This window comes from Dietzia sp. B19 (assembly GCF_014145155.1).
Taxonomy (GTDB): Bacteria; Actinomycetota; Actinomycetes; order Mycobacteriales; family Mycobacteriaceae; genus Dietzia; species Dietzia natronolimnaea.
The window spans coordinates 1-20,268 of record NZ_JAALED010000009.1 but is presented as its reverse complement, the minus strand read 5'-3'; the positions used below and the strand labels follow the sequence as shown (position 1 = coordinate 20,268).

Genomic DNA, 20,268 nt, shown 5'->3' with positions numbered 1-20,268 from the left:
GCCACCGCGGCGACCTGCTCGGCGGTCGCGGCGTGTTCCGGGCGGCGGGGCCCGCCGACCCCGTGTCTGCGGTCGACCTCCTCGAGCGCGCGGAGCATCTCGTCCGGGTCACCGCCCTTGTCCGGGTGGTGGCGCAGGACGGCTTGGCGACGATCCCGCTTGTAGGCGGCGGGGTCGCGTGGTTCGCGTCGGCTGTTCACGTGGGGCTCTCCTGGGTGACGAGGCGCATGGGCGCTGATGGCTCGACGCTACCGAAGTCGCGGCACGCGGGCGCGGCATCCCCGACCCGTCGGCCCCGGCGATTTTGATCCCGTGGGGTGCGTGCGGCATACTGGTCGAGTTGCCCGGACAAGGCGGCGAACTCGTGTGGCCCCCGGGCCCCGCGATCGCCGGGTTGGTCGGGCGAGCACGACCGGGGCGGGTGAGCGATCACCCGCCGGAAAAGTGGGAGGGCGACACGCCCGACCGCGTGGACGCGTCGTGACACATCAACAGCGGCAGCGGATCGGTTCCGCCGTCACCCTCGCCCCGCGGGAGTGCGGCACTCCGTCCTCTGGAGGGCTCGTGGTCGTGTCACGTTCGTGAGCGCGCGACGGCGGTCCTCCACGACGAAGCACCGATGCATGTGACCGGGTGGTAGACGGTCAGACGGTGTCACGTATGACAAGCGAACACAGAAGTGTCCCCCGCGCAGCGAGGGCGCTCACGACAGCCGCCTTCAGGGGCGGGGGGAGAATGAGGACGAAGTGGCGGGACAAAAGATCCGCATCAGGCTGAAGGCCTATGACCACGAGGCCATCGACGCCTCGGCGCGCAAGATCGTCGAGACGGTCACCCGTACGGGAGCTCGTGTCGTCGGCCCGGTGCCGTTGCCGACCGAGAAGAACGTGTACTGCGTCATCCGCTCGCCGCACAAGTACAAGGACTCGCGCGAGCACTTCGAGATGCGCACCCACAAGCGGTTGATCGACATCCTCGACCCCACGCCCAAGACCGTGGACGCGCTCATGCGCATCGACCTGCCTGCCAGCGTCGACGTCAACATCCAGTGACCTCCGACCGAGCAGCGGTCAGCAAGCAACGTGCAGCGGAGACAGTGAACAGATGAGTACTACCGAGATCAAGGGAATCCTGGGCGCGAAGCTCGGCATGACCCAGGTCTTCGACGAGAACAACCGGGTCGTCCCGGTTACCGTCATCAAGGCCGGGCCGTGTGTAGTCACCGGGATCCGTACAGAGCAGACCGACGGCTACAACGCCGTCCAGATCGCGTTCGGCGCGATCGACCCCCGTAAGGTCACCAAGCCCGTCACGGGCCAGTTCTCCAAGGCGGGTGTGACCCCGCGTCGCCACCTGGCGGAGATCCGGCTGGACAACGCGGAGCAGGCAGCAGCCTTCGAGCTGGGCCAGGAGCTCGGCGCGGATGTGTTCTCCGACGGCGCTTTCGTCGACGTCACCGGAACCTCCAAGGGCAAGGGCTTCGCCGGCACCATGAAGCGTCACGGCTTCCACGGACAGGGCGCCTCACACGGCACCCAGGCCGTGCACCGCCGGCCCGGTTCCATCGGTGGCGCATCCACCCCGGGCCGCGTGTTCCGGGGCAAGAAGATGGCCGGCCGCATGGGCAACGAGCGCGTGACCACCATGAACCTCAAGGTCCACAAGGTCGATGCCGAAGCCGGCGTCCTCCTGATCAAGGGCGCCATCCCGGGCCGCAACGGCGGCCTCGTGATGGTCCGATCCGCAGTGAAGGGCGGTGCGCGCGCATGACCACGACGGAGAACACCGTGAATCTCAAGCTTGACGTCCGTACCCCGGCCGGTTCGGCCGACGGGTCGGTCGAGCTGCCCGCCGCGATCTTCGGCGTCGAGCCCAACCTGGCGCTGATGCACCAGGTCGTCGTGGCTCAGCTCGCCGCGGCGCGGCAGGGCACGCACTCGACCAAGACCCGCGGCGAGGTCCGTGGCGGTGGCCGCAAGCCGTTCCGCCAGAAGGGCACCGGCCGCGCCCGCCAGGGCTCGACCCGCGCCCCCGCCTACACCGGCGGTGGCACGGTCCACGGTCCGAAGCCGCGCGACTACTCGCAGCGCACCCCCAAGAAGATGAAGGCCGCCGCCCTCCGCGGTGCCCTGTCCGACCGGGCCGCCAGCGATCGTATCCACGTGGTCACCGAGCTCGTCGAGGGTCAGACCCCGTCGACGGCGGGCGTGCGGGACTTCCTCGGAAGCCTGTCCGGTCGCAAGAAGTTCCTGCTCGTCGTCGGCCGCGAGGACGTCGCAGCGTGGCGCTCGGTGGGCAACCTGGACCACGTCCATCCCATCGCTCCGGATCAGCTCAACACCTACGACGTGCTGCGTGCAGACGACGTCGTGTTCACGGTGGAGGCACTGGACGCGTTCGTCTCGCAGGCCAGCAAGCGTGCCGCAGGCACGGATAACACCGCCGCGAAGGAGGCCGACAAGTGAGCACCGTCGCCGATCCCCGGGACGTGATCCTCGCCCCCGTCGTCTCCGAGAAGGCCTATGGCCTGCTCGAGCAGGGCGTGTACACGTTCCTGGTCGCCCCGGACGCCAACAAGACGCAGATCAAGATCGCCCTCCAGGAGATCTTCGGCGTCACGGTGGAGTCCGTCAACACCGCCAACCGTCAGGGCAAGCGTAAGCGCACCCGCACCGGGTTCGGACAGCGCAAGAGCACCAAGCGCGCCATCGTGACCCTTGCGGCCGACAGCAAGCCCATCGAGATCCCGGGTCTGACCGCCTGACGGCGGGAAGAGTTAAGGACGAGAGAACCTCATGGCTATCCGCAAGTACAAGCCCACGACGCCCGGCCGTCGCGGCTCGAGCGTCTCGGACTTCGCCGAGATCACCCGCTCGACGCCCGAGAAGTCGCTGCTTCGCCCACTACACAAGACCGGTGGCCGTAACGGTCACGGTCGGATCACCACCCGTCACAAGGGCGGTGGCCACAAGCGCCAGTACCGTGTCATCGACTTCCGTCGTAATGACAAGGACGGCGTCGACGCCACCGTCGCCCACATCGAGTACGACCCCAACCGCACCGCCAACATCGCCCTCCTGCACTACGCGGACGGCGAGAAGCGGTACATCCTGGCCCCGCGGAACCTCAAGCAGGGCATGAAGGTCGAGTCGGGTGTCGGTTCCGATATCAAGGTCGGCAACAACCTGCCGCTCCGCAACATCCCCGCAGGTACCGTCGTGCACGCCGTGGAGCTCCGTCCCGGGGGCGGTGCCAAGATGGCACGCGCCGCCGGTGCCGGGATCCAGCTGCTCGGCAAGGAGGGCGCGTACGCCTCACTCCGCATGCCGTCCGGCGAGATCCGCCGGGTCGACGTCCGCTGTCGCGCGACGATCGGCGAGGTCGGCAACGCCGAGCAGGGGAACATCAACTGGGGTAAGGCCGGCCGCATGCGCTGGAAGGGCGTCCGCCCGACCGTCCGCGGTGTGGTCATGAACCCCGTCGACCACCCGCACGGTGGTGGCGAGGGTAAGACGTCCGGTGGACGTCACCCCGTCAGCCCGTGGGGCCAGCCCGAGGGCCGGACCCGCAAGCCCAACAAGGCGAGCGACAAGATGATTGTCCGTCGCCGTCGCACCGGTAAGAAGCGTTAAGGAGGGAAACTAGGATGCCTCGTAGTCTCAAGAAGGGTCCGTTCGTCGACGAGCACCTCCTCGCGAAGGTGGACGCGCAGAACGACAAGGGTACTCATCAGGTCATCAAGACCTGGTCGCGTCGCTCGACGATCCTGCCCGATTTCATCGGCCACACGTTCGCCGTCCATGATGGCCGCAAGCATGTGCCCGTGTTCGTGTCCGACTCCATGGTGGGTCACAAGCTCGGCGAGTTCGCGCCGACGCGCACGTTCAAGGGGCACATCAAGGACGATCGGAAGAGTAAGCGCCGATGAGCACTGATACCAGCAAGACCGCCGAAGGCACGGTGCAGGACGAGCAGCAGCTCTCCGCCCGGGCCACCGCCAAGTTCGTCCGCGTCACGCCCATGAAGGCGCGTCGTGTGATCGACCTGATCCGGGGCAAGGACGCCTCCGACGCGTTGGACATCCTGCGGTTCGCCCCGCAGGCCGCCAGCGAGCCGGTGGGCAAGGTCCTCGCGTCCGCCATCGCGAACGCCGAGAACAACCTCGACCTGGATCCCCGGACCCTGGTCGTGTCGGCTGCGTTCGCCGACGAGGGCCCGACCCTGAAGCGGTTCCGTCCGCGTGCCCAGGGTCGTGCGTTCCGAGTGCGTAAGCGCACGAGCCACATCACCGTCGAGGTGACCAGCGTGCCCGAGAAGGCCGGTTCCACCGGCCGGGGTCGTCGTAACCAGGGAGGTGCCCGCTAAATGGGACAGAAGATCCAGCCGCACGGCTTCCGTCTCGGCATCACCTCGGACTGGACGTCCAAGTGGTACGCCGACAAGCAGTACGCGGACTACGTCGCCGAGGACATCAAGATCCGTCAGCTCCTGTCCAAGGGCATGGAGCGGGCCGGCATCTCGGGCGTGGACATCTCCCGTACCCGCGACCGCGTCAACGTCGACATCCACACCGCCCGGCCGGGCATCGTGATCGGTCGTCGTGGCGCCGAGGCCGACCGTCTCCGCGGCGAGCTCGAGAAGCTCACCGCGAAGCAGGTCCACCTCAACATCCTCGAGATCAAGAACACCGAGGCCGACGCCCAGCTCGTGGCCCAGGGCATCGCGGAGCAGCTCTCCAACCGCGTGGCGTTCCGCCGCGCGATGCGTAAGGGCATCCAGTCCGCGATGCGTCAGCCGCAGGTCAAGGGCATCAAGGTGGTCTGCTCGGGTCGTCTCGGCGGTGCCGAGATGTCGCGTTCGGAGCGCTACCACGAGGGTCGCGTCCCGCTTCACACCCTGCGTGCCGAGATCGACTACGGCACCTACGAGGCCAAGACGACCTTCGGTCGCATCGGCGTCAAGGTGTGGATCTACAAGGGTGACGTGGTCGGCGGTCGTCGCGAGTCCGATCAGTACGCCCAGTCCAGCAACCGCGGCGGTGCCGACCGAGGACCGCGCCGCGAGCGTGGCGCAGGCCGGCCGCGTCGTTCCGGCGCCCAGGGCACCACGGCCACCAGCACCGAGACCGGCCGCGCCGGTTCCGGTCCGGCTGCCGAGGCCCCCGCCCAGGCTCCGCAGAATCAGACCAGGGAGGCGTGACAGTGCTTATCCCCAAGCGCGTCAAGCACCGCAAGCAGCACCACCCCGGCCGTAGCGGCGGGGCCAAGGGCGGCACCAAGGTGACGTTCGGTGAGTACGGCATCCAGGCTCTCGAGCCGGCGTACGTCACCAACCGTCAGATCGAGTCCGCGCGTATCGCGATCAACCGCCACATCAAGCGTGGCGGCAAGGTGTGGATCAACATCTACCCCGATCGCCCCTTGACCAAGAAGCCCGCCGAGGTCCGCATGGGTTCCGGTAAGGGATCCGTCGAGTGGTGGGTCGCGAACGTCAAGCCGGGTCGCATCCTCTTCGAGATGTCGTACCCGAACGAGGAGACCGCACGCGAGGCGCTGCGCCGCGCGCAGCACAAGCTCCCGTGCAAGACCCGTATCGTGACCCGGGAGGAGCAGTTCTGATGGCTAGTGGAACCACCGCCCCCGAGTTGCGTGAACTCGACGCCGATGCGCTCACCGCGCGTCTTCGTGAGGCCAAGGAGGAGCTGTTCAACCTGCGCTTCCAGATGGCCACCGGTCAGCTGACCAACAACCGTCGCCTGCGCGTCGTCCGTCACGACATCGCACGCATCTACACCGTCATCCGCGAGCGCGAGCTCGGGTTGTCGGCGGCGCCGGGTGATGCCAAGTGAGTGACAAGGAAGCAGCCGTGACTGAGGCCAGCGAGAACACCGAGCGCAACAGCCGCAAGGTGCGGATCGGGTACGTCGTGTCCGACAAGATGGACAAGACCATCGTCGTCGAACTCGAGGACCGCGTGAAGCACCCGCTCTACGGCAAGATCATGCGCCGTACCGAGCGTGTGAAGGCGCACGACGAGACCAACGACGCCGGTGTCGGCGACCGCGTGCGGATCATGGAGACCCGCCCGCTGTCCGCCACCAAGCGCTACCGCGTCGTCGAGGTCCTGGAGCGCGCGAAGTAGGAGAGTCGCTCCACTCTCACCCCCGGCCCGGCCCCGAACACTCGGGGCCGGGCCGGCGGCGTGTGGGGATGTAACAAAATCCTAGTCTTGATACGACAAGTCAGTATTGTGTCATCGGCGACCGAGCCGGAGTTCACCCTGCGGCCCGGGGCGTCAGTTCCCGTGGGCCGCGTCGCGCACGAGGACGGGATCGGGAAATGACGAGAAGGCCGGATATCGATCGGGACGGAACTGGTCGGGACGGGTTCGACGGACGCCGTACCGGCGCGCACGGGGATGGGCACGGGGGAGTGCGTCGTCGCACCTCCGCCGCCCTCCGTGCGACGAGCGTGGCCGCGGCGGCCATGGTCATCGGGGCCGGTGCAGGGGCTGCGGGTGCGCAGAGCCTTGACCCCGGATCCCTGGTGCCGAGCGTTGCACCGGGCAGTCTGCTCGGGGTTCCGTCACTGAGCGTCGCCGCCCTTACGCAGTTGGGCGCTCCCATCCCGCTGACCTCCGTTCTCGGGTCCGTGGCCGCCGCGGGCTCGGGTGATTTCGCCCGCCCCGGTAGCTCCGCGCCATCGTCCAGGCCGATCGCCACGCGCGATTCGACGATCACCGAGAACACGGTCCGGGAGGTGCGGCCCATGTTCCCGGGTTCGCTGAACCCGGACGATGCCCGGGCAGAGGTCTGGACCGTGACGTCGAAGACGATGCAGCGGACCGTCCGCGTCGAGGTGTATCGCGCACCCGCCGGGGTCGACGCCCCCAACGTCTACTTCCTGGACGGCGTCGGGAGTGAGTCGCCCTCGGGGTGGAGCGGTGGGATGGGCTGGGGTGACCCGGCCCTTCGCGAACGTGAGGTCAACGTAATCGCACCGACAGGCGCGCCGTCCTCGATGTGGTCGGACTGGCTTACCGATGATCCGGTTCTCGGGCCGAACAACTGGGAGACTTTCCTTACCGAGGAGCTTCCGGAACTGCTGGTGAACGGACTGTCGGGGATCGTCGAGCCCCCGGCGCACAACGGGGACTGGGGTGTACTCGGCGTATCGATGGGGGCGGCGTCGGCGTTGCACCTCGCCAACACCAATCCCCAGATGTTCAGCGGGGTCGGTGGGGTGTCGGGTGCCTACTCGACGACAGACGAGCTCGGCTACCAGTACTCGCGGCTGACGGTCGCCGCGCGGAACGGCGACGCCACCAACATGTGGGGCCCGCGTGGATCGGCGGCCTGGCAGGCGCACGACACCGTCGCCGACCCGTCAGGCCTGGAGGGTATGGCCGTCTATCTCAGTGCGGCCACCGGGCGGGTCGGCTCCGCGGAGCTCGGCAATTTCGGAAGCAACGAACTCGTTCTCATCGACGGGCATATCCTCGAGAAGGGCTCCTACGAGAGCACCAGGAATCTGGAATCCGCCCTTGCCTCCGTCCCCGACGTGCGACTCCGGATGAGCTACATGCCGACCGGTATCCACAACTGGCCCGTTTTCGTGACCCAGATGTTGCCCGGGATGGACCACATCCTGACCGGTCTGGAGCCCGCCGTGCCCAACGGCCGGACGACGACCGGGGGAGCGGGGGAGGCACCCGGCGCGGGAGGATCGGCCGGCTCGCTCGGTTCGGCCGGCTCGTCCGGATCCGCCGGGAGCTGACGGGCGATTTGGGGCTCGGGCGCCGGGACCCCTACACTGGAACAGTTGCCCGTGGTAGCCGCGTCGCGAGACCGGTGCGGGTGACGTGGCCGCGTGTGTCGGGTCGGAATCCGGCACACATCTGAACAAGCCTGGTCAGGAGAACCATGATCCAGCAGGAGTCGCGACTCAAGATCGCCGACAACACGGGTGCCAAGGAGATTCTCTGCATCCGCGTTCTCGGCGGATCCAAGCGTCGCTACGCAGGCGTGGGCGACATCATCGTCGCCACCGTCAAGGACGCCATCCCCGGTGGCAACGTCAAGAAGGGTGAGGTCGTCAAGGCCGTCATCGTGCGCACCGCCAAGGAGCGCCGTCGCCCGGACGGCTCGTACATCAAGTTCGACGAGAACGCCGCCGTCATCATCAAGAACGACAACGACCCGCGTGGTACCCGTATCTTCGGGCCCGTCGGTCGCGAACTGCGCGACAAGAAGTTCATGCGCATCGTCTCGCTGGCTCCGGAGGTGCTCTGACATGAGGGTCCACAAGGGCGACACGGTGCTCGTCATCGCCGGCAAGGACAAGGGCGCCAAGGGCAAGGTCATCCAGGCCTTCCCCGCGCAGGAGAAGGTCCTCGTCGAGGGCGTGAACCGCATCAAGAAGCACACCGCCAACTCGGCTGCCGAGCGTGGCGCCTCCTCCGGTGGCATCGTCACGCAGGAGGCCCCGATCCACGTGTCCAACGTGATGGTCGTGGACGCGGACGGCGCCCCGTCGCGCGTCGGAATCCGCACCGACGAGAACGGTAAGCGCGTCCGGGTCTCGCGCAAGACCGGGAAGGACCTGTGACCATGACCGAAACCGCACTTCCCACCGGGTACACGCCGCGTCTCAAGGCGCGGTACAGCGCCGAGATCAAGCCGGCCCTGAACGAGACGTTCGAGTACGCGAACGTCATGCAGATCCCGGGCGTCGTCAAGGTCGTCGTCAACATGGGTGTCGGTGACGCCGCCCGTGACGCCAAGCTGATCAACGGCGCGATCACCGACCTCACGCTGATCACCGGCCAGAAGCCGCAGATCCGCCGGGCCCGCAAGTCCATCGCGCAGTTCAAGCTCCGAGAGGGGATGCCGATCGGCGCGCGTGTGACGCTGCGCGGTGACCGCATGTGGGAGTTCCTCGATCGTCTGACGACGATCGCCCTCCCGCGAATCCGCGACTTCCGCGGCCTCTCGGGCAAGCAGTTCGACGGTCACGGCAACTACACCTTCGGGCTCAACGAGCAGACCATGTTCTACGAGATCGACGTGGACAAGGTCGACCGCCCCCGCGGCATGGACATCACGGTCGTCACGACCGCGACGAACGACGAAGAGGGTCGGGCGCTGCTCAAGCACCTCGGCTTCCCCTTCAAGGAGGACTGACCTCACGGGTCAGGGCCGGACCGGCCGTCCGCGCCGGGGCACCGCATCAGCGGGTCCCCGGCGACGGGCAGACGGCCCAGCCGTCGGGTCGCGGGTGGCGAGAAGAGCGCCACGCGCGGCGGGTCCCCCGCAGATCGTCAGACGATCGGCGGGCCCCACACAACAGAACATTCGAACTCTTCGTGATAGGCCCACGACGGACACGGCCGGCCCACAGGTCGACCGCACCCGTGCTGCATGGGAACCGTGACGAGAAAGGAACATGGTAAATCCATGTCGATGACCGACCCCATCGCGGACATGTTGACGCGTGTGCGTAACGCCAACTCGGCGTACCACGACACCGTCTCCATGCCGCATTCCAAGATCAAGGGCAACATCGCGGCGATCCTCAAGCAAGAGGGTTACATCACCGACTACGCCGTCGAGGACGCCGAGGTGGGCAAGAAGCTCACCATCGACCTCAAGTACGGCCCGTCGCGCCAGCGCAGCCTGCAGGGCATCAAGCGAGTCTCCAAGCCGGGTCTCCGCGTGTACGCCAAGTCCACCGGCCTGCCCAAGGTCCTCGGCGGACTGGGTATCGCGATCATCTCGACCTCCCAGGGTCTGCTCACGGACCGTCAGGCGAACTACAAGAAGGTGGGCGGGGAAGTCCTCGCCTACGTCTGGTAAGGGGGCGAGAAATGTCACGAATCGGCAAGGCTCCGATCACCGTTCCGTCCGGCGTCGACATCAAGGTCGACGGCCAGACCATCACCGTCAAGGGTCCCAAGGGTGAGCTCACCCAGGATCTCCCCGCACCGATCACGGTGTCGGTCGAGGAGGGCACCATCACGGTGAACCGTCCCGACGACCACCGGGACAACCGGTCGCTGCACGGCCTCTCCCGCTCCCTGGTCAACAACATGGTCGTGGGCGTCACCGAGGGTTACGTGCAGAAGATGGAGATCTTCGGCGTGGGTTACCGCGTCGTCGCCAAGGGCACGGACCTCGAGTTCGCCCTCGGCTACTCGCACCCCGTGCCGATCGCGGCACCCGACGGCATCACGTTCGCCGTCGAGGGCGCCACGAAGTTCTCGATCTCCGGGATCGACAAGCAGCAGGTGGGCCAGATCGCCGCCAACATCAAGCGGCTGCGGAAGCACGACCCGTACAAGGGCAAGGGCATCCGTTACGAGGGCGAGCAGGTCCGTCGCAAGGTCGGAAAGACGGGTAAGTGACCATGAGCAGCACAAAGAAGCGTTCCCCGCTGGGTACCGACGTCTCGACAGCACGTCGTGTCGGCCGTACCCGGCGCCACTACCGCCTCCGCAAGAAGGTCGCCGGTACCCCCGAGCGTCCGCGGTTGGTCGTCAACCGGTCCTCGCGCCACATCCACGCCCAGATCATCGACGACCTGGCCGGCCGCACGCTGGCCGCCGCGTCGACGATCGAGGCCGATGTCCGCACTCTCGAGGGCGACAAGAAGGACCGCAGCGCGAAGGTCGGCCAGCTCCTGGCCGAGCGCGCCAAGGCCGCCGGCATCGATGCCGTCGTGTTCGACCGTGGTGGCAACAAGTACCACGGCCGGATCGCGTCCCTGGCCGACGCCGCCCGCGAGGGTGGGCTGGAGTTCTGATGACCAAGACCACTGCACTGACCCTTAACGGAAGGACCGTCTGATGCCGGGACGTCAGCGTCGTGACGGCGGAAGCACCGGGCCCGCCGCGGACAACAAGACCACCACCAACGACAACGCCCAGGGCGGCCGCGGCGGCGGGGGCCGTGGCCGTGGCGGAAACGATCGTCGCGGTGGCCGCGACGACGAGAAGTCACAGTTCATCGAGCGTGTCGTCACCATCAACCGCGTCTCCAAGGTCGTCAAGGGCGGTCGGCGATTCAGCTTCACCGCCCTCGTGATCCTGGGTGACGGCAACGGCATGGTCGGCGTCGGCTACGGCAAGGCCAAGGAGGTGCCGGCGGCGATCCAGAAGGGGTCGGAGGAGGCCCGGAAGAACTTCTTCCGCGTCCCGCTCATCGGCTCCACCATCCCGCACCCGATCCAGGGTGAGGCGGCCGCGGGCGTCGTCATGCTCCGTCCGGCCTCGCCGGGTACCGGTGTGATCGCGGGCGGCGCGGCGCGTGCCGTGCTCGAGTGCGCCGGCGTGCACGACATCCTGTGCAAGTCGCTGGGGTCGGACAACGCCATCAACGTCGTCCACGCCACGGTGACCGCGCTCAAGGGTCTCCATCGTCCCGAGGAGGTCGCGGCCCGCCGTGGTCTGCCCATCGAGGACGTCGCACCCGCGGGCATGCTCCGCGCACGTGCCGGACAGGGGGCGTAGATCATGGCCAACCTCAAGATCACCCAGGTCCGCGGCACTGTCGGGACCAAGCAGAACCAGAAGGACTCCCTGCGGACGTTGGGACTCAAGGGCATCCGGAAGACGGTCGTCCGTGAGGACAACGCTCAGACCCGGGGTCTCATCAACGTCGTGAACCACCTCGTCGTGGTCGAAGAGACGGAGTGAGCATGACCATCAAGTTGCATCACCTGCGCCCGGCACCCGGCGCCCACACCGACAAGATCCGCGTGGGTCGCGGTGAGGGCGGCAAGCGGGGCAAGACCGCCGGTCGCGGTACCAAGGGAACCAAGGCACGCAAGAACGTCCCCGCGGCGTTCGAGGGTGGCCAGATGCCGATCCACATGCGTCTTCCGAAGCTCAAGGGCTTCAAGAACCGCAACAAGGTCGTCTTCCAGGTCGTCAACGTGTCCGACATCCAGCGGTTGTTCCCCTCCGGTGGGCAGGTCGGCGTCGCCGAGCTCGTCGCCGCGGGGGCCGTCCGCAAGAACCAGCCGGTCAAGGTCCTGGGCGACGGGGACATCTCCGTGGCCGTGACCGTGGCCGTCGACAAGGTGTCCGCGTCGGCCAAGACCAAGATCGAGGCCGCCGGCGGAAGCGTGTCGGAGGCCGGGGCCTGAGTCCCCGACCGGCCCCCGACGGGGCCGGATGACGGGTGCAGGGGTCGGGTCCGAGAGTCTCGGATCCGGCCCCTGCGCTCATCTTGATACAGTTTTTCTTGTTGTGCGTTCGGGGTGCGGCACCACTGCCGTCGGTCTGACCCTCCCGGCGCATCTGCATTCGACGAAGGCGGCGGCTACGGGCCGTCCATGACCAGGAGGACATGTGCTCTCCGCACTCGCGTCCGCGATCAAGGACACGGATCTGAGGAAGAAGATCTTCTTCACCCTCGGGATCATCATCCTCTACCGCATCGGCGCGCAGATCCCGTCGCCCGGTGTCGACTACCCCAAGCTCCGGGGACTCCTCGACACCGCGATGACCGGGGACAACGCGCAGTTGTACTCCCTGGTCAACCTGTTCTCCGGCGGCGCACTCCTGCAGTTGTCCGTGTTCGCGATCGGCATCATGCCGTACATCACGGCGAGCATCATCGTGCAGCTGCTCACCGTGGTGATCCCCTACTTCGAGCAACTCAAGAAGGAGGGGCAGTCCGGTCAGGCCAAGATGACGCAGTACACGCGTTATCTCACCATCGCGCTGGCCGTGCTGCAGTCCGCCGGCATCGTGGCGCTCGCCGACCGCGGGCAGCTGCTCGGCAACGGCGAGTCCGTCCTGATGGACGATGACATCCTCACCCTGGCCACCATCGTCATCGTGATGACCGCCGGCGCAGCGCTCGTCATGTGGTTCGGTGAGCTCATCACCGACCGCGGCGTCGGCAACGGCATGTCGCTGCTGATCTTCGCCGGCATCGCCTCGCGGATCCCCGCCGAGGGCGTCAACATCTACCAGAACTCCTCGACGTTGAAGTTCGCCGCGGTCATGTTCGCGGTGGTGCTGATCGTCGTCGCGGTCGTGTTCGTCGAGCAGGGCCAGCGCCGTATCCCGGTCCAGTACGCCAAGCGCATGGTCGGACGTCGTCAGTACGGCGGCACGTCGACCTACCTGCCGCTCAAGGTCAACCAGGCCGGCGTCATCCCCGTGATCTTCGCGTCGTCCATGATGTACGTGCCGATCCTCATCACCCAGCTGATCCAGGGGCCGGAGCCCGCCGCGGACGGGTTCTGGCAGCGCTACGTCATGCAGTACCTGCAGAACCCCTCGAGCTGGGGCTACATCCTGCTGTACTTCGCCCTGATCATCTTCTTCGCCTACTTCTACGTGGCCATCCAGTTCGATCCGATGGAGCAGGCCGAGAACATGAAGAAGTACGGCGGCTTCATCCCGGGCATCCGCCCGGGTCGCCCGACGGCCGAGTACCTCGGGTACGTGCTCAACCGGATCCTGCTGTTCGGTTCCCTGTACCTCGGGTTGATCGCGGTGCTGCCCAACGTCTTCCTCGACATGGGTAGCGGGGGTGGAGACATGCAGAACATGCCGTTCGGTGGCACCGCTGTGCTCATCATGGTGTCGGTGGGTCTCGACACCGTGAAGCAGATCGAGGCACAGCTCATGCAGCGCAACTACGAGGGCTTCCTCAAGTAGTCGCCCGCGTCCCCCGAGCACATCACACTGAAGAAAGGCTGGTCCCCACCATGCGTCTCGTCCTCCTCGGCCCCCCCGGCGCCGGCAAGGGAACCCAGGCGGCCCTGCTGTCGGAGAAGCTCGGGATCCCGCACATCTCCACGGGTGACCTCTTCCGGGCCAACATCTCCCAGGGGACGGACCTCGGCAAGGAGGCCAAGTCCTACATCGACGCCGGGAACCTCGTTCCCGCGGACGTCACCAACCGGATGGTCGAGGCGCGTATCGGTGAGCCCGACGCGACCGAGGGGTTCCTGCTCGACGGCTACCCCCGCAGTGTCGAGCAGGCCGACGCGCTCAAGGGCATGCTCGCCGAGGCGGGTCTCGAGCTCGACGTCGTGATCGAGTTCAAGGTCGACGAGGACACCGTGGTCGCGCGGATGCTCGCCCGCGGTCGTGAGGACGACACGGAGGACGTGATCCGCAACCGCATGGCCGTCTACCGGTCCGAGACGGCACCCCTCCTCGAGTACTACGGCGACGATGTCACGACCGTCGACGCCGTGGGCGAGGTCGACGAGATCAACGCACGGGCCCTCGCCGCGCTGGATCGCTGAGCAGTCGTGTTCGGTCGGTCGCGCACGAGCGTGGTGACAGCGCGCACTCCCGGCGAGCTGGACGCGATGGAGGAGGCCGGCCGGATCGTCGGTCGTGCGCTCGTCGCCGCACGCGAGGCGGCGGTTCCGGGCGCGACCACCGCGGATCTCGACTCGCTGGTCGACCAGCTGATCCGGGACGCCGGTGCGGTCCCGTCCTTCAAGGGGTACGAGGGGTTCCCCGGGTCGATCTGCTCGTCCGTCAACGAGGTGGTCGTCCACGGGATCCCGGGACCCACCACCGTCCTGCAGGAGGGCGACCTGGTCTCGGTCGACTGCGGCGCGGTGCTGGACGGGTGGCACGGCGACTCCGCGTGGACCTTCGGCGTGGGCGAGTTGGACCCTCAGGTGGCCCTTCTCAACCAGGCGACGCGGGAGGTGCTCGCGGAGGGCATCCTCGCCATGACTCCCGGTAGCCGCCTGACGGACGTCTCGCACGCCCTGGAGACCGCCACGCGTCGCGCGGAGCAGCGTCTCGGCGTCACCCTCGGGATAGTCGACGGGTTCGGCGGGCACGGCATCGGTCGTGAGATGCACGAGTGGCCGTTCCTCGCCAACGAGGGCAAGCCGGGCAAGGGGCCGCGGCTCCAGGAGGGGTCCGTCCTGGCCGTCGAGCCCATGCTCGTCCTGGGTGGCGAGACCGACACCCGCACCCTGGCCGACGACTGGACGGTCGTCACGGTGGACGGGTCGCCGTCGTCACACTGGGAGCACACGGTCGCCGTCACCGCCGACGGCCCCCGTGTGCTCACCGTTCGGCCCACGGACTGAGCGCGGTCGCGGGGGACCGGTGCCGGGCCCTCCGGGCCTCAGGTTAGAGTGTTCCCACTGTTGACCACCGGCCTGAAAGGTCAGGGCATGCTCGTTCACCCCCACGTGCGCCGAACCACGATCACACCGACGCGCACGGCTGTGGCGGCTGTCCTCACGATGGTGGTGATCCTGGCCCAGATGGCGGGACCGACCCCGTCCGCGGCCGCGCAGTCGCTGATGGAGGGCGGACAGGGGTCCCTGATGGAGGACCCCCAGCCGGCGCCGTTCTATCACGCGGACCCCGCGGTGCTCGCGGCCGCGGGTCTCGGACAGGTGATCAACACCCGGGTCGTGACCATGCCCGCGTTCCTCGGGTACGAGGTGACGGAGATCGCGTACCGGTCGACCGACACCCGGGATCGTCCGATCCTCGCGACCGCGACGGTGGTCCGGCCGCCCCACGCGCGCCCGAACGGCCCCGTCCTGAGCTACCAGCACTACCTGAACGCACTGGGGCAGAGCTGCGCCCCCACCGAGACCCTGGTCAACCCGACCCTCGAGACGGTGCAGGACAACGCGATGGCGTTCCTGCGGGTCCGGCTGGACCAGGGCTGGACGGTGCTCATCCCCGATCATCTCGGTCCCAAGGTCGCCTACCCCGGGGGACAGCTGTCCGCGCGGATCGTGCTGGACGGGATGCGGGCCGTCCGCGACGACCCCCGGTTCGACGCGCGGCACAGCCGGTTCGGGGCGCTGGGGTACTCGGGTGGCGGGATCGCCAGTGCCTGGGTGTCGCTCATGCACGACGACTACGCACCGGACGTCAACCTGGTGGGGGTCGCCCAGGGCGGCATCCCGACGGACATGACGACGATGGCGCGGATGATCGGCAACTGGCCGCACCCCGCGTTCGGGTTGGCCTTCGCCGCCGCCGTGGGGATGGCGCGGGAGTACCCGGAGGACATCCGTCTCGAGGAGAAGCTCACCCCCGAGGGCTGGGCGCTGTTCGAGCGGATGAAGGGCAGGTGCACGGCCTCGCTGCTGGTGTACGGCGCGTTCCGGTCCGTGCCCATGGTCCTCGAGGGGGGAGACCTGCTCGCGGAGGAGGGCCTGATGCGGGCCTTCGCGGAGAACAGCGTGCGCCTGACACCGGACGTCCCCCGGGTGCCGGTGTTCATGTGGCATTCCCGCACCGACCCGCTGGTGCCGTTCTGGGACGCGGAGGAGACCGCCACGCGTTACTGCCGCGAGGGGACCCCGCTCACGTGGGAGCCGGGGTTGGCGCCCGAGCATCTCCTCGGCGCGGTGGAGAAGTTGCCGGCCGCGATGAACTGGCTGCAGCAGCGCTTCGACGGCGTGCCGGCAGGACGCGCCTGCTACGGGTGAGCGCCGATTGGCACTAGAACGACCACTGACGTAGGCTTATACGTCGGTGTGCCCACCAGTGCACCAGAATCCGGTAGACGACATCCGGGGAATCGTGGAGGACCGTAACCAGCATGGCAAAGAAAGACGGAGCCATCGAGGTCGAGGGCCGAGTTGTCGAGCCGTTGCCGAACGCAATGTTCCGCGTCGAGCTCGAGAACGGACACAAGGTCCTCGCGCACATCAGTGGGAAGATGCGGCAGCACTACATCCGCATTCTCCCCGAGGACCGGGTGGTCGTCGAGCTGTCACCGTACGACCTCACCCGCGGTCGGATCGTCTACCGCTACAAGTAAAGCGCTCAACTCCCTGAACCAGCCGCCTCTGAAGTACCTGGTCGAGGCGGGTACCACACCCCTGGATGCGGAGGCCAGGGCCCCGGACGGATGCTCATCGTGAGATGACCATGCGGCATCGGGGACGGTCGGGGAGCAGACCTACCGCACGACGAAAGAGAAACGCCACATGGCACGTCTTGCCGGCGTTGATCTCCCACGTGACAAGCGTATGGAGATCGCGCTCACCTACATTTTCGGCATCGGTCGCACGCGGGCCGTCGAGATCCTCGAGCGGACCGGGGTCAGCCCGGACCTGCGCACCAAGGACCTCACCGACGAGCAGCTGACCGTCCTTCGTGACGACATCGAAGGCAACTACAAGGTCGAGGGTGACCTCCGCCGTGAGATCCAGGGCGATATCCGCCGGAAGATCGAGATCGGCAGTTACCAGGGCATCCGCCACCGCCGGGGTCTCCCCGTCCGCGGTCAGCGGACCAAGACCAACGCCCGCTCCCGCAAGGGCCCGAAGAAGACCGTCGCCGGAAAGAAGAAGTAATGCCCCCCAAGTCACGCGCTGCGGGCCCCAAGAAGACGGGCCGTCGCAGGGAGAAGAAGAACGTCGCTCACGGCCAGGCCCACATCAAGAGCACGTTCAACAACACGATCGTCTCGATCACGGATCCGTCCGGCGCCGTTCTGGCCTGGGCGTCCTCGGGCCACGTCGGTTTCAAGGGCTCGCGCAAGTCGACGCCCTTCGCCGCCCAGCTCGCCGCCGAGAACGCGGCCCGCAAGGCGCAGGAGCACGGCATGAAGAAGGTCGACGTGTTCGTCAAGGGCCCGGGTTCGGGTCGTGAGACCGCCATCCGTTCGCTCCAGGCCGCCGGCCTCGAGGTCGGCACGATCTCCGATGTCACCCCCCAGCCCCACAACGGCTGTCGTCCGCCCAAGCGGCGTCGAGTCTGAGCCGGAAGGAACGTAGAGAACCATGGCACGTTACACCGGCCCCGTCACCCGCAAGTCCCGCCGTCTGGGCGTGGACCTCGTCGGTGGGGACACCGCATTCGAACGTCGGCCCTTCCCGCCCGGCCACCACGGCCGCGCGCGGATCAAGGAGTCCGAGTACCGCACCCAGCTGCAGGAGAAGCAGAAGGCCCGCTTCACCTACGGCGTGATGGAGAAGCAGTTCCGTCGCTACTACGAGGAGGCCAACCGCCGGGGCGGTAAGACCGGCGAGAACCTCCTCCAGATCCTGGAATCGCGTCTGGACAACGTCGTGTACCGCGCGGGTCTCGCGCAGACGCGTCGCCAGGCACGCCAGCTCGTGAGCCACGGTCACTTCCGGGTCAACGACCAGAAGGTGACCATCCCGAGCTACCGGGTGTCGCAGTACGACATCATCGACGTCCGTCCCAAGTCCACCAAGATGGACTGGTACGAGATCGCCACCGAGATGCTCGGCGAGCGTCCCGTCCCGGCGTGGCTGCAGGTCGTCCCCACGACGCTCCGCATCCTCGTGCACCAGCTTCCCGAGCGCGCGCAGATCGATGTGCCGCTGCAGGAGCAGTTGATCGTCGAGCTCTACTCGAAGTGATCTGTCCTCCCCCGTCGCCGGGCGGGCCGCACATCGCGGCCCGCCCGGCGACGGTGGGTTACTACGGCGTCAAATAGCGGACGCCGAGAATCGAAAGAGGTAGCACATGCTCATCTCCCAGCGGCCCACCCTCACCGAGGAGGTCGTCTCCGAGAACCGCTCACGGTTCGTGCTCGAGCCCCTCGAGCCCGGTTTCGGCTACACCATCGGCAACTCCCTGCGTCGCACGCTGCTGTCGTCCATCCCGGGCGCGGCCGTGACCAGCATCCGCATCGAGGGTGTCCTGCACGAGTTCACCACCGTGCCGGGCGTCAAGGAGGATGTCACCGACATCATCCTGAACCTCAAGGGCCTGGTCGTCTCGTCCGTCGAGGACGAGCCGGTCACCATGTACCTCAAGAAGCAGGGCCCGGGAGCCGTCACCGCCGGTGACATCGTCCCGCCGTCCGGCGTCGAGGTGCACAACCCGGACCTGCACATCGCCACTCTCAACGAGAAGGGCCGTCTGGAGATCGAGCTGGTCGTCGAGCGCGGTCGTGGCTACGTCCCCGCGGGGCTCAACAAGGACGCGGGACACGAGATCGGCCGCATCCCGGTCGACTCGATCTACTCGCCCGTCCTCAAGGTCACCTACAAGGTCGAGGCCACCCGTGTGCACCAGCGCACGGACTTCGACCGCCTGGTCCTGGACGTCGAGACCAAGAACTCGATGACCGCCCGTGACGCCCTGGCGTCCGCGGGCAAGACGCTGGTCGAGCTCTTCGGCCTGGCACGTGAGCTCAACGACGAGGCCGAGGGCATCGAGATCGGGCCCAGCCCGGCCGAGGCCGATCACATCGCCGCCTACGGCATGCCGATCGACGACCTGGACCTGTCCGTCCGGTCCTACAACTGCCTCAAGCGCGAGGGTGTCCACACCGTGGGCGAGCTCGTGGCGCGCAGCGAGTCGGACCTGCTCGACATCCGCAACTTCGGTCAGAAGTCGATCGACGAGGTCAAGGTCAAGCTCGTCGAGCTCGGCCTGTCGCTCAAGGATGCGCCCCCCGGGTTCGATCCCGCCTCGGTCGCCGGCTACGACGCCGAGACCGGGACGTGGACCGACGAGGGCGGCGAGGATTACGCCGAGACCGAGCAGCTCTGACGAGCTCTCAGCACACCATTCCTAGGAGAATCTGATGCCCAAGCCCAAGAAGGGCGCCCGCCTCGGCGGATCCCCGGCCCACCAGCGGCTCATCCTGTCGAACCTGGCCACCCAGCTGTTCGAGCACGATGCGATCCGAACCACGGAGACCAAGGCGAAGCTGCTTCGTCCGTACGCGGAGAAGCTCATCACCAAGGCGCGCCGCGGCACGCTGGCCGACCGTCGTGAGGCCGCCAAGCTCGTCCGCAACAAGGACGTCCTGCACAAGCTGTTCGCCGAGATCGGCCCCCGGGTCGCCGACCGCGACGGTGGCTACACCCGGATCGTCAAGCTCGAGAACCGCAAGGGCGACAACGCGCCCATGGCGATGATCGCGCTCGTCACCGAGCCGCTGGCGTCCGCCGAGGCCACGCGCGCCACCCGCGCCGCCGCCTCCAAGAAGTCGGCCGACACCTCGGCCACGGAGTCCACCGACGACGTGACCACCGATGAGGTGACCGCCGAGGCCGAGGCCAACAGCCCGATCGCCGATCAGGTGGAGGCCGCCGACGACGCCGACGTGGACACCGCCGAGGAGACCGCCGACGCGGTGTCCGAGGACACCACCCACGCCACCAGCGAGGACACCGGCAAGGCCTGAGTCGCGTCAGGCCCGATCCGTCACGGATCCGGTGTGAGGGCCCCGCCCACCGCGTCACGCGGTCGGCGGGGCCCTCGTCGTCGTCCCGTCGTCGTCCCGGCGGTCCCCGTCAGAGAACCGCGCCCACGGCCTCG

The 20,268-nt window shown here is 67.5% G+C and carries 32 protein-coding genes; 31 read left to right on the top strand and 1 reads right to left on the bottom strand.

The window, feature by feature from the left end; genetic code table 11:
- The coding region (locus G6020_RS00505) for a hypothetical protein (protein WP_182609300.1) at positions 1–200 on the bottom strand (200 nt) is incomplete at its 3' end.
- A gap of 546 nt (positions 201–746) precedes the next feature.
- On the opposite strand from G6020_RS00505, the gene rpsJ reads away from it, so the two are divergent.
- The 31 genes from rpsJ to rplQ all read left to right on the top strand — a co-directional run bounded on the left by rpsJ (position 747) and on the right by rplQ (position 20,134).
- Entirely contained in the window at positions 747–1,052 is a 306-nt protein-coding gene (gene rpsJ, locus G6020_RS00500) for a 30S ribosomal protein S10 (protein ID WP_003938093.1), read from the top strand.
- Positions 1,053–1,104: 52 nt separating this feature from the next.
- On the top strand, positions 1,105–1,770 hold the full coding sequence (rplC, locus tag G6020_RS00495; protein ID WP_179525925.1) for a 50S ribosomal protein L3: 666 nt from the start codon (positions 1,105–1,107) through the stop codon (positions 1,768–1,770).
- A complete protein-coding gene (gene rplD / locus G6020_RS00490) occupies positions 1,767–2,465 on the top strand; it encodes a 50S ribosomal protein L4 (protein ID WP_182609299.1) in 699 nt (232 codons plus the stop codon). Before rplC ends, rplD begins: the two co-directional genes overlap by 4 nt.
- Complete coding sequence (gene rplW, locus G6020_RS00485) at positions 2,462–2,764, top strand: 50S ribosomal protein L23 (protein WP_179525923.1); 303 nt, start codon at positions 2,462–2,464, stop codon at positions 2,762–2,764. Before rplD ends, rplW begins: the two co-directional genes overlap by 4 nt.
- Before the next feature lie 31 nt (positions 2,765–2,795).
- The gene (gene rplB, locus G6020_RS00480; RefSeq protein ID WP_107757059.1) at positions 2,796–3,632 is read left to right on the top strand and encodes a 50S ribosomal protein L2; all 837 of its coding nucleotides are present in this window, start codon (positions 2,796–2,798) and stop codon (positions 3,630–3,632) included.
- 14 nt (positions 3,633–3,646) lie between these two features.
- Entirely contained in the window at positions 3,647–3,928 is a 282-nt protein-coding gene (gene rpsS, locus G6020_RS00475) for a 30S ribosomal protein S19 (protein ID WP_017838195.1), read from the top strand.
- The gene (gene rplV / locus G6020_RS00470; protein WP_179525922.1) at positions 3,925–4,365 is read left to right on the top strand and encodes a 50S ribosomal protein L22; all 441 of its coding nucleotides are present in this window, start codon (positions 3,925–3,927) and stop codon (positions 4,363–4,365) included. Before rpsS ends, rplV begins: the two co-directional genes overlap by 4 nt.
- On the top strand, positions 4,366–5,199 hold the full coding sequence (gene rpsC / locus G6020_RS00465; RefSeq protein WP_179525921.1) for a 30S ribosomal protein S3: 834 nt from the start codon (positions 4,366–4,368) through the stop codon (positions 5,197–5,199).
- Positions 5,200–5,201: 2 nt separating this feature from the next.
- Positions 5,202–5,618 (top strand): 50S ribosomal protein L16, encoded by a 417-nt coding sequence (rplP, locus tag G6020_RS00460; RefSeq protein WP_017838198.1) that lies wholly within the window; start codon positions 5,202–5,204, stop codon positions 5,616–5,618.
- Positions 5,618–5,848, top strand: coding sequence for a 50S ribosomal protein L29 (gene rpmC / locus G6020_RS00455; protein ID WP_017838199.1), 231 nt, complete (start codon positions 5,618–5,620; stop codon positions 5,846–5,848). Before rplP ends, rpmC begins: the two co-directional genes overlap by 1 nt.
- Positions 5,849–5,865: 17 nt before the next feature.
- Complete coding sequence (gene rpsQ / locus G6020_RS00450; RefSeq protein WP_179525920.1) at positions 5,866–6,141, top strand: 30S ribosomal protein S17; 276 nt, start codon at positions 5,866–5,868, stop codon at positions 6,139–6,141.
- A gap of 677 nt (positions 6,142–6,818) precedes the next feature.
- On the top strand, positions 6,819–7,775 hold the full coding sequence (locus tag G6020_RS00445; RefSeq protein ID WP_347238272.1) for an alpha/beta hydrolase-fold protein: 957 nt from the start codon (positions 6,819–6,821) through the stop codon (positions 7,773–7,775).
- 146 nt (positions 7,776–7,921) lie between these two features.
- Positions 7,922–8,290 carry a 50S ribosomal protein L14 gene (gene rplN, locus G6020_RS00440; protein WP_095717592.1) on the top strand — a complete coding sequence of 123 codons (369 nt, stop codon included), beginning with the start codon at positions 7,922–7,924 and terminating at the stop codon, positions 8,288–8,290.
- Position 8,291: 1 nt separating this feature from the next.
- A complete protein-coding gene (gene rplX, locus G6020_RS00435; protein ID WP_182609297.1) occupies positions 8,292–8,606 on the top strand; it encodes a 50S ribosomal protein L24 in 315 nt (104 codons plus the stop codon).
- A 2-nt stretch (positions 8,607–8,608) separates the two neighbouring features.
- A complete protein-coding gene (gene rplE / locus G6020_RS00430; protein ID WP_179525918.1) occupies positions 8,609–9,181 on the top strand; it encodes a 50S ribosomal protein L5 in 573 nt (190 codons plus the stop codon).
- 273 nt (positions 9,182–9,454) lie between these two features.
- Positions 9,455–9,853: a 30S ribosomal protein S8 gene (gene rpsH / locus G6020_RS00425; protein WP_179525917.1), complete on the top strand. Its 399-nt coding sequence runs from the start codon at positions 9,455–9,457 to the stop codon at positions 9,851–9,853.
- An 11-nt stretch (positions 9,854–9,864) separates the two neighbouring features.
- Positions 9,865–10,401: a 50S ribosomal protein L6 gene (rplF, locus tag G6020_RS00420; protein WP_179525916.1), complete on the top strand. Its 537-nt coding sequence runs from the start codon at positions 9,865–9,867 to the stop codon at positions 10,399–10,401.
- Positions 10,402–10,403: 2 nt separating this feature from the next.
- Entirely contained in the window at positions 10,404–10,799 is a 396-nt protein-coding gene (rplR, locus tag G6020_RS00415; RefSeq protein ID WP_241730653.1) for a 50S ribosomal protein L18, read from the top strand.
- Between the two features lie 43 nt (positions 10,800–10,842).
- On the top strand, positions 10,843–11,505 hold the full coding sequence (rpsE, locus tag G6020_RS00410) for a 30S ribosomal protein S5 (protein ID WP_182609296.1): 663 nt from the start codon (positions 10,843–10,845) through the stop codon (positions 11,503–11,505).
- A 3-nt stretch (positions 11,506–11,508) separates the two neighbouring features.
- Positions 11,509–11,691, top strand: a complete 183-nt coding sequence (gene rpmD / locus G6020_RS00405) for a 50S ribosomal protein L30 (RefSeq protein WP_017838209.1) — start codon at positions 11,509–11,511, stop codon at positions 11,689–11,691.
- A gap of 2 nt (positions 11,692–11,693) precedes the next feature.
- Positions 11,694–12,143, top strand: coding sequence for a 50S ribosomal protein L15 (gene rplO / locus G6020_RS00400; protein ID WP_179525914.1), 450 nt, complete (start codon positions 11,694–11,696; stop codon positions 12,141–12,143).
- A gap of 205 nt (positions 12,144–12,348) precedes the next feature.
- Positions 12,349–13,671, top strand: coding sequence for a preprotein translocase subunit SecY (gene secY, locus G6020_RS00395; protein ID WP_182609295.1), 1,323 nt, complete (start codon positions 12,349–12,351; stop codon positions 13,669–13,671).
- A 50-nt stretch (positions 13,672–13,721) separates the two neighbouring features.
- Positions 13,722–14,267, top strand: a complete 546-nt coding sequence (locus G6020_RS00390; protein WP_182609294.1) for an adenylate kinase — start codon at positions 13,722–13,724, stop codon at positions 14,265–14,267.
- 6 nt (positions 14,268–14,273) lie between these two features.
- Positions 14,274–15,077, top strand: coding sequence for a type I methionyl aminopeptidase (gene map / locus G6020_RS00385; protein WP_182609293.1), 804 nt, complete (start codon positions 14,274–14,276; stop codon positions 15,075–15,077).
- Positions 15,078–15,164: 87 nt separating this feature from the next.
- Positions 15,165–16,445, top strand: coding sequence for a lipase family protein (locus G6020_RS00380; RefSeq protein ID WP_187700450.1), 1,281 nt, complete (start codon positions 15,165–15,167; stop codon positions 16,443–16,445).
- A 113-nt stretch (positions 16,446–16,558) separates the two neighbouring features.
- Complete coding sequence (infA, locus tag G6020_RS00375; protein WP_010541191.1) at positions 16,559–16,780, top strand: translation initiation factor IF-1; 222 nt, start codon at positions 16,559–16,561, stop codon at positions 16,778–16,780.
- 169 nt (positions 16,781–16,949) lie between these two features.
- Complete coding sequence (gene rpsM / locus G6020_RS00370; RefSeq protein ID WP_179525910.1) at positions 16,950–17,318, top strand: 30S ribosomal protein S13; 369 nt, start codon at positions 16,950–16,952, stop codon at positions 17,316–17,318.
- Positions 17,318–17,725: a 30S ribosomal protein S11 gene (rpsK, locus tag G6020_RS00365; RefSeq protein WP_017838216.1), complete on the top strand. Its 408-nt coding sequence runs from the start codon at positions 17,318–17,320 to the stop codon at positions 17,723–17,725. Before rpsM ends, rpsK begins: the two co-directional genes overlap by 1 nt.
- Positions 17,726–17,747: 22 nt before the next feature.
- Positions 17,748–18,353, top strand: coding sequence for a 30S ribosomal protein S4 (gene rpsD / locus G6020_RS00360; protein WP_179525909.1), 606 nt, complete (start codon positions 17,748–17,750; stop codon positions 18,351–18,353).
- Between the two features lie 106 nt (positions 18,354–18,459).
- Positions 18,460–19,494 carry a DNA-directed RNA polymerase subunit alpha gene (locus tag G6020_RS00355; protein ID WP_067716627.1) on the top strand — a complete coding sequence of 345 codons (1,035 nt, stop codon included), beginning with the start codon at positions 18,460–18,462 and terminating at the stop codon, positions 19,492–19,494.
- A 34-nt stretch (positions 19,495–19,528) separates the two neighbouring features.
- Positions 19,529–20,134, top strand: a complete 606-nt coding sequence (gene rplQ / locus G6020_RS00350) for a 50S ribosomal protein L17 (RefSeq protein WP_182609292.1) — start codon at positions 19,529–19,531, stop codon at positions 20,132–20,134.
- Positions 20,135–20,268: the final 134 nt, after the last annotated feature.

Bases quoted from the DNA above. Each gene is read 5' to 3' on its own strand.
- rpsC (WP_179525921.1), top strand. From the start codon at position 4,366: ATGGGACAGAAGATCCAGCCGCACGGCTTCCGTCTCGGCATCACCTCG.
- rpsD (WP_179525909.1), top strand. From the start codon at position 17,748: ATGGCACGTTACACCGGCCCCGTCACCCGCAAGTCCCGCCGTCTGGGC.
- rplR (WP_241730653.1), top strand. From the start codon at position 10,404: ATGAGCAGCACAAAGAAGCGTTCCCCGCTGGGTACCGACGTCTCGACA.
- rpsM (WP_179525910.1), top strand. From the start codon at position 16,950: ATGGCACGTCTTGCCGGCGTTGATCTCCCACGTGACAAGCGTATGGAG.
- rpsS (WP_017838195.1), top strand. From the start codon at position 3,647: ATGCCTCGTAGTCTCAAGAAGGGTCCGTTCGTCGACGAGCACCTCCTC.
- rplQ (WP_182609292.1), top strand. From the start codon at position 19,529: ATGCCCAAGCCCAAGAAGGGCGCCCGCCTCGGCGGATCCCCGGCCCAC.
- G6020_RS00355 (WP_067716627.1), top strand. From the start codon at position 18,460: ATGCTCATCTCCCAGCGGCCCACCCTCACCGAGGAGGTCGTCTCCGAG.
- rpmC (WP_017838199.1), top strand. From the start codon at position 5,618: ATGGCTAGTGGAACCACCGCCCCCGAGTTGCGTGAACTCGACGCCGAT.
- rplE (WP_179525918.1), top strand. From the start codon at position 8,609: ATGACCGAAACCGCACTTCCCACCGGGTACACGCCGCGTCTCAAGGCG.
- rplV (WP_179525922.1), top strand. From the start codon at position 3,925: ATGAGCACTGATACCAGCAAGACCGCCGAAGGCACGGTGCAGGACGAG.
- infA (WP_010541191.1), top strand. From the start codon at position 16,559: ATGGCAAAGAAAGACGGAGCCATCGAGGTCGAGGGCCGAGTTGTCGAG.
- rplB (WP_107757059.1), top strand. From the start codon at position 2,796: ATGGCTATCCGCAAGTACAAGCCCACGACGCCCGGCCGTCGCGGCTCG.
- rplX (WP_182609297.1), top strand. From the start codon at position 8,292: ATGAGGGTCCACAAGGGCGACACGGTGCTCGTCATCGCCGGCAAGGAC.
- rplF (WP_179525916.1), top strand. From the start codon at position 9,865: ATGTCACGAATCGGCAAGGCTCCGATCACCGTTCCGTCCGGCGTCGAC.
- G6020_RS00380 (WP_187700450.1), top strand. From the start codon at position 15,165: ATGCTCGTTCACCCCCACGTGCGCCGAACCACGATCACACCGACGCGC.
- rpmD (WP_017838209.1), top strand. From the start codon at position 11,509: ATGGCCAACCTCAAGATCACCCAGGTCCGCGGCACTGTCGGGACCAAG.
- rpsH (WP_179525917.1), top strand. From the start codon at position 9,455: ATGTCGATGACCGACCCCATCGCGGACATGTTGACGCGTGTGCGTAAC.
- rplC (WP_179525925.1), top strand. From the start codon at position 1,105: ATGAGTACTACCGAGATCAAGGGAATCCTGGGCGCGAAGCTCGGCATG.
- G6020_RS00390 (WP_182609294.1), top strand. From the start codon at position 13,722: ATGCGTCTCGTCCTCCTCGGCCCCCCCGGCGCCGGCAAGGGAACCCAG.
- rplN (WP_095717592.1), top strand. From the start codon at position 7,922: ATGATCCAGCAGGAGTCGCGACTCAAGATCGCCGACAACACGGGTGCC.
- rpsK (WP_017838216.1), top strand. From the start codon at position 17,318: ATGCCCCCCAAGTCACGCGCTGCGGGCCCCAAGAAGACGGGCCGTCGC.
- rpsE (WP_182609296.1), top strand. From the start codon at position 10,843: ATGCCGGGACGTCAGCGTCGTGACGGCGGAAGCACCGGGCCCGCCGCG.
- rplD (WP_182609299.1), top strand. From the start codon at position 1,767: ATGACCACGACGGAGAACACCGTGAATCTCAAGCTTGACGTCCGTACC.
- rplO (WP_179525914.1), top strand. From the start codon at position 11,694: ATGACCATCAAGTTGCATCACCTGCGCCCGGCACCCGGCGCCCACACC.